The following is a 6,983-nucleotide window of genomic DNA, read 5'->3' on the forward strand; positions in this document are numbered from 1 at the left end:
GACTTTATTAAACAAGGACTGGGAGAACCAGTCCTCGTGCCACCTGCAAATTGCTAAACTTTTACGGGACAGGCTCTCCGGCACTCACTTGAATGTGTTTTTGTGCCTTTGGAGCCTGATTTTCAGCTTCAAGCGGTTGCCGTAAGAGCCAGTCCCCTTGAGGCACAAATAAGTTTGGTTGCAGGGATAGTCCCTTCTGGAACAATCCCCGGACAGAATAAAAAACTTTCTTGTGAGTTTTTGCACGAATGTCTTGACAGATCAGGCCAGGAATGCTCTTTATGGAAACAGCTCATTGCTGCCTGGTGGGACTGTACCTTTGCAGCCGTTTGATGCAGGATATTCCGGGGCGATGAATTACTGCCGGTTTGTGAAAGTTTATACATCACAGCCTGAGTTATGTTCAGCACACTGGCAAACCTCCGGTTTGCCTTGTTTTGATGGTTTTCAAGGTACATGGGAGCTTGAAACAAAGCTGATTGCTGCCAACACTGTTTTTATCAAGGAGGTGCGTTTTTTATGAACCGGAGAAAATTTTTAGGCGCCATGGGTGTCGCCGGTTTAGGCGTGGCAGGAGCCGAAAAGGTCCTGGCCGCGGAGGATGGTGTCACAGGTGCCTCGGTCAAGGACGTCAAGGGCTTACCGGACAGCTATGCAGTCCTTTTTGATGTCACCCGGTGCATCGGTTGCAGGCAGTGTGAAGATGCGTGCAACTATGAACAGCATTTGCCGGAACCTGATGTAGATTTTTTTGACACCGGGGTCTTTCAACAAATCCGCAGGACGGACTGGAAAACCTACACAGTGGTCAACCAGTACGACGATAAGCCCCCGGGAGCCGGGGATCTTTACCGGAAAATCCAGTGCATGCACTGCCTGGAGCCCGCCTGCGCCCATTCCTGCTTTGTCAAGGCCTTTGCCAAGCGCCACGACGGGGCTGTTACATATGACCCCAATGTCTGTGTCGGCTGCCGGTACTGCATGATGGCCTGTCCTTTCAATATTCCGGCATACGAGTACCACATAGCCCTTGATCCCCTGGTGACCAAGTGCACTTTCTGTGAACACCGGCTCAAGGATGACAGAGAACCGGCCTGCGTAGAAATCTGCCCCACCGGAGCCATGTATTTCAGCACCCGGGAGGAGGTGCTCAAGGAAGCCCGCGTCCGGGTGGTCAACAACCCTGACAAATACCAGTCACATATTTACGGGGAACACGAAATGGGCGGCACCAACTGGATCTACATATCCGGGGTGCCCTTTGAAGACGTTGGAATGCGCATGGACCTTGGAACCAGAGCCGCAGGAGACTATACCTCCGGTGCTCTGGGTGGTGTCCCTCTCATAGCTTCATTCTGGCCGGTTCTTCTGGTGGGTGCCTACGCCATATCCAAGCGTAGAGAAAAGATAGCCAAGGAAGAAAGGGACAGTTTTGTATCCCAGATTATTGCCGAGGCAGGACCCGAAGCCGGTCGAAGACTGGCGGAAAGACTTTCCAGATCCGAAACCCTGGACAAGGCCGCCATCGAGGAGGAAGTAAGAAAAGCTTTGAATGAGGCCGCCGCCAAAACCGAGAGGGAGGATCATTAATCATGAGCAATCATAACCATCATGACACAGGCCAATCCCCCTGGATCACGCCCTTTAATGTAATAGCCGGGCTAATCGTCCTCATGGGTATCTATCTGACCTATCTGCGGTTTACTGGAGGACTGGCAGCGGTCACCAATCTGGATGACTACTATCCCTGGGGGATCTGGATCAGTTTTGACCTGCTCTGCGGAGTGGCTCTGGCCGCCGGCGGGTATACCACAGCTGCGGCCTGTTATATTTTTGGAATCAAAAAATATCACGCAGCAGTCAGGCCTGCAGTGCTTACTGCATTTCTGGGCTATGCCCTTGTGGTCTTTGCCCTGCATTACGACGTGGGACAGCCCTGGAGGCTTGCTTACCCGATTTTCGTACAGCAGGGCACGACCTCGGTGCTGTTTGAAGTAGGTCTGTGTGTCTTTTTATATCTGACTGTCCTTTTTCTGGAATGGCTGCCGGCCCCCCTGGAATGGCTAAAGCTCAAAAGAGTCAGAAATATCGTAATCAAGCTCACTCTGGTGCTGACAGTCTTCGGAGTCATTCTCTCCACTATGCACCAGTCTTCTCTCGGCGCCCTCTACCTGATTCTGCCGAGCAAGATGCATCCTTTGTGGTTTTCATCACATCTGCCTATCTACTTCTTTGTATCCAGCATGTTTGCCGGTCTCTCAATGGTCATCTTCGAAAGCACCCTGTCGCATCGCTATTATCACAACAAAATGGACAAAGAGCACCTGGAGGGCACCCCCCATGTAACCTTCGGATTTGCCAAGGCCGCAGCCTGGATCATGGCCGGGTACTTCTTCATCAAGCTCTTCGGTGTGGTCCTCAATGACAACTGGGGCTATCTGCCTACGTTCTACGGCTTCATCTTCAGTCTGGAAATGCTCGGATTCGTTGCTCTGCCTGCCTTTCTGTACGCCAAAGGGGTCCGGGATAAAAACGTAAAGCTCATTAAATGGACCGCTGTGTTGGCTGTCTTCGGAATCATCTTCAACCGGTTCAATGTGTCCCTGGTGGCCTACAACTATCATCTGCCCTCAGAGCTGAAATACTTTCCGGCTCTGGCGGAAATCGGAGTAACCATCTTTGTTGTCACCGTGGGACTTATTCTGTTCAAGTTAATCTCCACCCGGATGCCCATTTTTTACGAACATCCGGACTTCAAGGGCTCACACTAACTAAACCCAATCCCGCATTCAGGGGATCTTAACCATTAATGGGGAGGAACCATGGAATTCTATACAATGCTTGAATTTGATATATTCACCAAGAACTGGGCTTATATCTTTATGGGCGTGGCCGTGATTACCATGCTGGGCTGGTGGCTGTTTTTAACCGGCCAGGATGAAGAATAGTGTCCGGGGGCAGCGGAGCATAACGCGGCCTCTTCTTGGGACCTGCAAAGACTTCAAAACAGGAGAAAAGATATGAAACCAATCAAATTTGCCGGACTGGGCGTGATCCTGGTTCTTTTGTCGGTATCTCTGGCTTACGCTGACGGCCGACCGGACCCCATTGTAGGCATTGAGGGAGATCTGTCCCACGTCATAAGCAGTGCCATGTGGTTCGTCCAAAACATGGTCCTGTTCGGAATCGGGGCTGTTATCTACCTTGCTCCAACAGTCATCGCCTTGATAAGAAGCCACAACAAGCTGGCCCAGATAGCCGCTCTGAATGTATTTCTGGGTATTATTGTAGTGGGCTGGATCGGGGCGCTGATATGGAGCTTTACTGGTAATGTCCACCCCCAGAACTGCCTGGACCGCTTCGGCAGTACAGCCTGATAACATATTGAACTTCAACACAAAAGGCCGGGCATTTGCCCGGCCTTTTGTGTAACCCTTACCCCCGCACCAGGTTGTCCGTATTGGTAAAAGCCTGGTATTTCTGCTCGTCAACAGGAAAGTCCCAGGATCCGCTGCGCACTTCCAGCCTGCCGCCGAATCCGGTCTTGAACCGGTAAAGCCCGTAAAAAGGATGTTCAGGATCAGCTCCAGGGGACACTGCCCCCATGTCATACCTCAGGCACCCGCGCAGCCTTGACTGGCGCATGGCCTCCCAATGCACGGCGTAAGAACCCATGAGGTGCCGCCTGTTATTGGAGGAGGCCCCATATAAAAAATGTGCAGTCTGCCCGGATATGGCCACTATTCCCCCTGCAAGCAGCTCATGGTCACAGTCGGCCAGCAGAAAAAGCACCTCGGAGTTGCAGGGGTCGAATATATGCGCATTGAAAATGGCTGAGAAGTGTTCATATGCGCACGTAGCAAACCCATTTCGCGCAGCAGTCTGCAGATAAAGATCATAAAAGGCCGGCAAATGCTCCATGGAACCGGTCCGTACCACCACCCCTCTGCGTCCTGCCAGACCTATGTTGTAACGTGTCTTGGACTTCATCCGCCCCAGGATATCCTTTTCAGGCAGGCTTAGATCAACCACAAGAGTGCTGGCCACGGTCATATCCATTGCAGGCTTTCTAAGATTCCATGACTGGGTACCCATGTTCATGCGCATTTCCCGCAGCCTGGATTCAGGGAAGCTGTACCAGTCCCCTCTCTGCATCTCTTGGGCATACTGAGACTCCCAGGGAAGATCATACCTTATAAATGCCGTATCCGGACCCAGGTGCTTGATCATTGATTCGGACAAGGCTTCCAGAAAAGGACCGTAATCGTCCTTTGGAGGTGAAAACTCGGGCCCCTGGGGAACATATGCGGTTACAAAACCAGGACCGTGACCCTGCAAAAGTACCAGCATATCTCCAAATGATTCGGCTGCAGGGGTCTGGATATCGAATGCAAGCACACGGCATCCAAGCCTGGATTTAACCTGGGCCCAATACAGGGTCTGGAACAGTATGTCCGACGGCAGAAGGCCGATAGGTTCTTTGGGTTGAAGTGTTATAACCATTCTGTCAACTCTCTTGAATAGGGATCTGTACTCAACACAAGGCCAGGGGACTGTCCCCGCTATGTATTTCGGCTCAGCCTTGCCAGGATATGCTGCATACATACCGATGCGCAACGAAAAAGCGTTCTTCTCTTGTGTTTGATGAGATAAAAATGTCTGTGCATTTCCAGGTCATCAACGTCAAGTTCCACAAGCTGTTTACTGCTGATGTAATCATTTACTGCGAGCCTGGATGTGATTCCAACCCCAAGTCCAGACAGAACACACCTCACCATTGCTTCTGTGGATTGCACCAGGACCTTCACCGGCAGTGAACAGGCATCCATGTTGTGTTTATGCAGGGCCGCTTCCAGGGCCTGCCTGGTACCGGATCCCTTCTCCCGCATCACCCACGGCAGTTGCAGCAGATCCTGGGCTGATAAACCCCGGTTGATTTGCGAGGCTGTATAGGGGTCAGCCACCACCAGGAGGTTATCTTTGAACAAGAGATGATTATCTAGATCAGAATTATCTGCATAACCCCCCACAAGTCCGAAATCAAGCTTGCCCTCAAGTACATCCTGGCTGATCTGAATGGAGTCGGAGATGCGCAGGTCCACGCATACATCATGATAATCCTGCTTGAATGCAGCCAGTACAGCCGGCAAAAGGTAATTGGAAGGTATGGTGCTGCCGCCGATGATCACCCGGCCGGAAACCTGGTTGGTCAGCTCCTGTATGCTGGATTTGGTCTGCTCAAAAATCCTGAAGGCATCATTGACGCCCTGATAAAGTATTGTGCCGGCTTGAGTCGGAATAACTTTTCTTCCAATGCGATCGAATAAGGATACTCGCAGTTCCTGTTCCAGGCTGATTATATGTGTACTTATGGTTGGCTGTGAAAGAAACAGATCTTTGGCAGCCAGTGAAAAGCTTTGAAGCTCATACACCCTGGCGAATGCCTGGATTTTTCTGAATTCCATGATTGATAACTTATTATTTATATATTCAATTGAAACTATTATAATACTCAATACATATATACGCAAAAAAAGGGTCTGTTGCAGACCCTCTTGCTTACTGTAACAGTTCAGCCCTTTTTTAATGCAAACAGCTGAACTGGAAAAAAGTATCTGTTTAGGCGCTTTTTAGAAAGCAGGGGAAAAGAGCCCAATTGGGGACAGGCACTTTTGCCGGTTGACAATTTGCCATTGCTCCAAAAATTCGGCGGCAAAAGAGCCAGTCCCCGTGCCACATGCAAAGCGCTAAACAGATACTGATTATTTAACTTTTCCGGCTGGTATCAGGTTCTTCCGGCTCTGTTCCTTCGTGATCCGGGCCTGAGGTATCAACGTCTTTTTCCTTGTCTTGAGCAGATTTTTCCAGAGTTTCTTCCTGCTGATCCTGCACAGGCCCATGCAGTGCTTCGGTCTGATCTGCGGACTTTTGGTCCATTCCAGCTGCAGCGGCGGTCCCAGCCGCAGAACCTGCAACAGGGGCACTCACAGTCATGGAATCAGGCTTGCCGGCAACCTTGGGAGCTGTGGACTTTTCAGAGGTAACAAAGGAAAATTCTATCAGGGCCAGGGGTGCATTGTCTCCAACCCGGGGTCTGGCGTACTTGACCACTCGGGTATATCCGCCATTTTTCCGCTCGAACCTGGGAGCTATATCGTCAAAAAGCCTTTTAACCAGCTTGTGATTTTCCAGCACCTTATAGGCCTCTCTCTTGGCGCTTAAATCACCGCGGAGCGCTAGAGTAACAAGGCGGTCAGCGACTTTGGATAGCTCCTTGGCCTTGGGCAGAGTAGTTTTTATTTTTTCGTGGGTCACCAGCGATTTTGCCATATTCCTGAACATGGCCTTGCGGTGTTCCCAATTTCTGCTCAGGGATCTTCCAGATTTTCTATGCCTCATCGTAATCTTTCCTTTTCAGCCATTCCTGGTACTTTTGCTCAAAATTATCAATTTGAGTGTTAAAATCGTATCCCATCTGCTCGATAACCCTTCGGATATCCTCAAGGGACTTTCTGCCGAAATTTTTAGTCCTTAAAAGCTCGTGTTCTGACTGCTGAATCAGCTCCCCCACCAGGCGGATTCCGGCATTCCGAAGACAGTTTCCTGCCCTGACAGGCAGCTCCAGTTCCTCGATGGTCTTGAAAAGCTGGGGATCAAGCCTATCATCTGAGTTGGTGTCAATAATATTAACGTCTGTATGACTTTCGTCAAAGTTGATGAAAACCGACAACTGATCCTTAAGAATCTTGGCACTGTATGCAAGTGCATCTTCAGGAAGCACTGAACCATCGGTGCTGATCTCCATAACCAGTTTGTCATAATTGGTCATCTGCCCCACCCTGGCCTGTTCTACGGTATAGGAGACCTTGCGGATGGGGGAATAGCTGGCGTCCATTGCAATAAGGCCGATCTCTTCATCGAGGTCTTCGTGCATTTCTGATGGTATGTAGCCTTTGCCCATGCGGACATCGAGCTGTATAACC

Annotated in this window: 9 protein-coding genes; 5 read left to right on the plus strand and 4 right to left on the minus strand. The window is 50.4% G+C overall.

The window, feature by feature from the left end; genetic code table 11:
- Nucleotides 1-253: 253 nt before the first annotated feature.
- The 5 genes from QZP87_RS05700 to QZP87_RS05720 all read left to right on the plus strand — a co-directional run bounded on the left by QZP87_RS05700 (nucleotide 254) and on the right by QZP87_RS05720 (nucleotide 3,377).
- Nucleotides 254-523, plus strand: a complete 270-nt coding sequence (locus QZP87_RS05700; RefSeq protein WP_291321958.1) for a hypothetical protein — start codon at nucleotides 254-256, stop codon at nucleotides 521-523.
- Nucleotides 520-1,590, plus strand: coding sequence for a sulfate respiration complex iron-sulfur protein HmcB (gene hmcB / locus QZP87_RS05705; protein ID WP_291321959.1), 1,071 nt, complete (start codon nucleotides 520-522; stop codon nucleotides 1,588-1,590). The genes QZP87_RS05700 and hmcB overlap by 4 nt, the downstream gene beginning before the upstream one ends.
- A gap of 2 nt (nucleotides 1,591-1,592) precedes the next feature.
- Nucleotides 1,593-2,771: a sulfate respiration complex protein HmcC gene (gene hmcC / locus QZP87_RS05710; RefSeq protein ID WP_291321960.1), complete on the plus strand. Its 1,179-nt coding sequence runs from the start codon at nucleotides 1,593-1,595 to the stop codon at nucleotides 2,769-2,771.
- Between the two features lie 51 nt (nucleotides 2,772-2,822).
- Entirely contained in the window at nucleotides 2,823-2,948 is a 126-nt protein-coding gene (gene hmcD / locus QZP87_RS05715; protein WP_291321961.1) for a sulfate respiration complex protein HmcD, read from the plus strand.
- Nucleotides 2,949-3,020: 72 nt separating this feature from the next.
- Nucleotides 3,021-3,377, plus strand: a complete 357-nt coding sequence (locus tag QZP87_RS05720) for a superinfection immunity protein (protein ID WP_291321962.1) — start codon at nucleotides 3,021-3,023, stop codon at nucleotides 3,375-3,377.
- Nucleotides 3,378-3,435: 58 nt separating this feature from the next.
- Here QZP87_RS05720 and QZP87_RS05725 read toward each other — a convergent pair whose 3' ends face one another.
- The 4 genes from QZP87_RS05725 to QZP87_RS05740 form a co-directional block, all read right to left on the minus strand.
- Nucleotides 3,436-4,503: a peptidoglycan bridge formation glycyltransferase FemA/FemB family protein gene (locus tag QZP87_RS05725; RefSeq protein ID WP_291321963.1), complete on the minus strand. Its 1,068-nt coding sequence runs from the start codon at nucleotides 4,501-4,503 to the stop codon at nucleotides 3,436-3,438.
- Between the two features lie 59 nt (nucleotides 4,504-4,562).
- A complete protein-coding gene (locus QZP87_RS05730) occupies nucleotides 4,563-5,465 on the minus strand; it encodes a selenium metabolism-associated LysR family transcriptional regulator (RefSeq protein ID WP_291321964.1) in 903 nt (300 codons plus the stop codon).
- A 301-nt stretch (nucleotides 5,466-5,766) separates the two neighbouring features.
- A complete protein-coding gene (gene rplQ / locus QZP87_RS05735; protein WP_291321965.1) occupies nucleotides 5,767-6,399 on the minus strand; it encodes a 50S ribosomal protein L17 in 633 nt (210 codons plus the stop codon).
- On the minus strand, nucleotides 6,389-6,983 hold a 595-nt coding region (locus tag QZP87_RS05740; RefSeq protein WP_291321966.1), incomplete at its 5' end, for a DNA-directed RNA polymerase subunit alpha C-terminal domain-containing protein. The genes QZP87_RS05740 and rplQ, both read right to left, overlap by 11 nt.

It is taken from the genome of Desulfonatronospira sp. (assembly GCA_003563255.1).
Lineage (GTDB): Bacteria > Desulfobacterota > Desulfovibrionia > Desulfovibrionales > Desulfonatronovibrionaceae > Desulfonatronospira.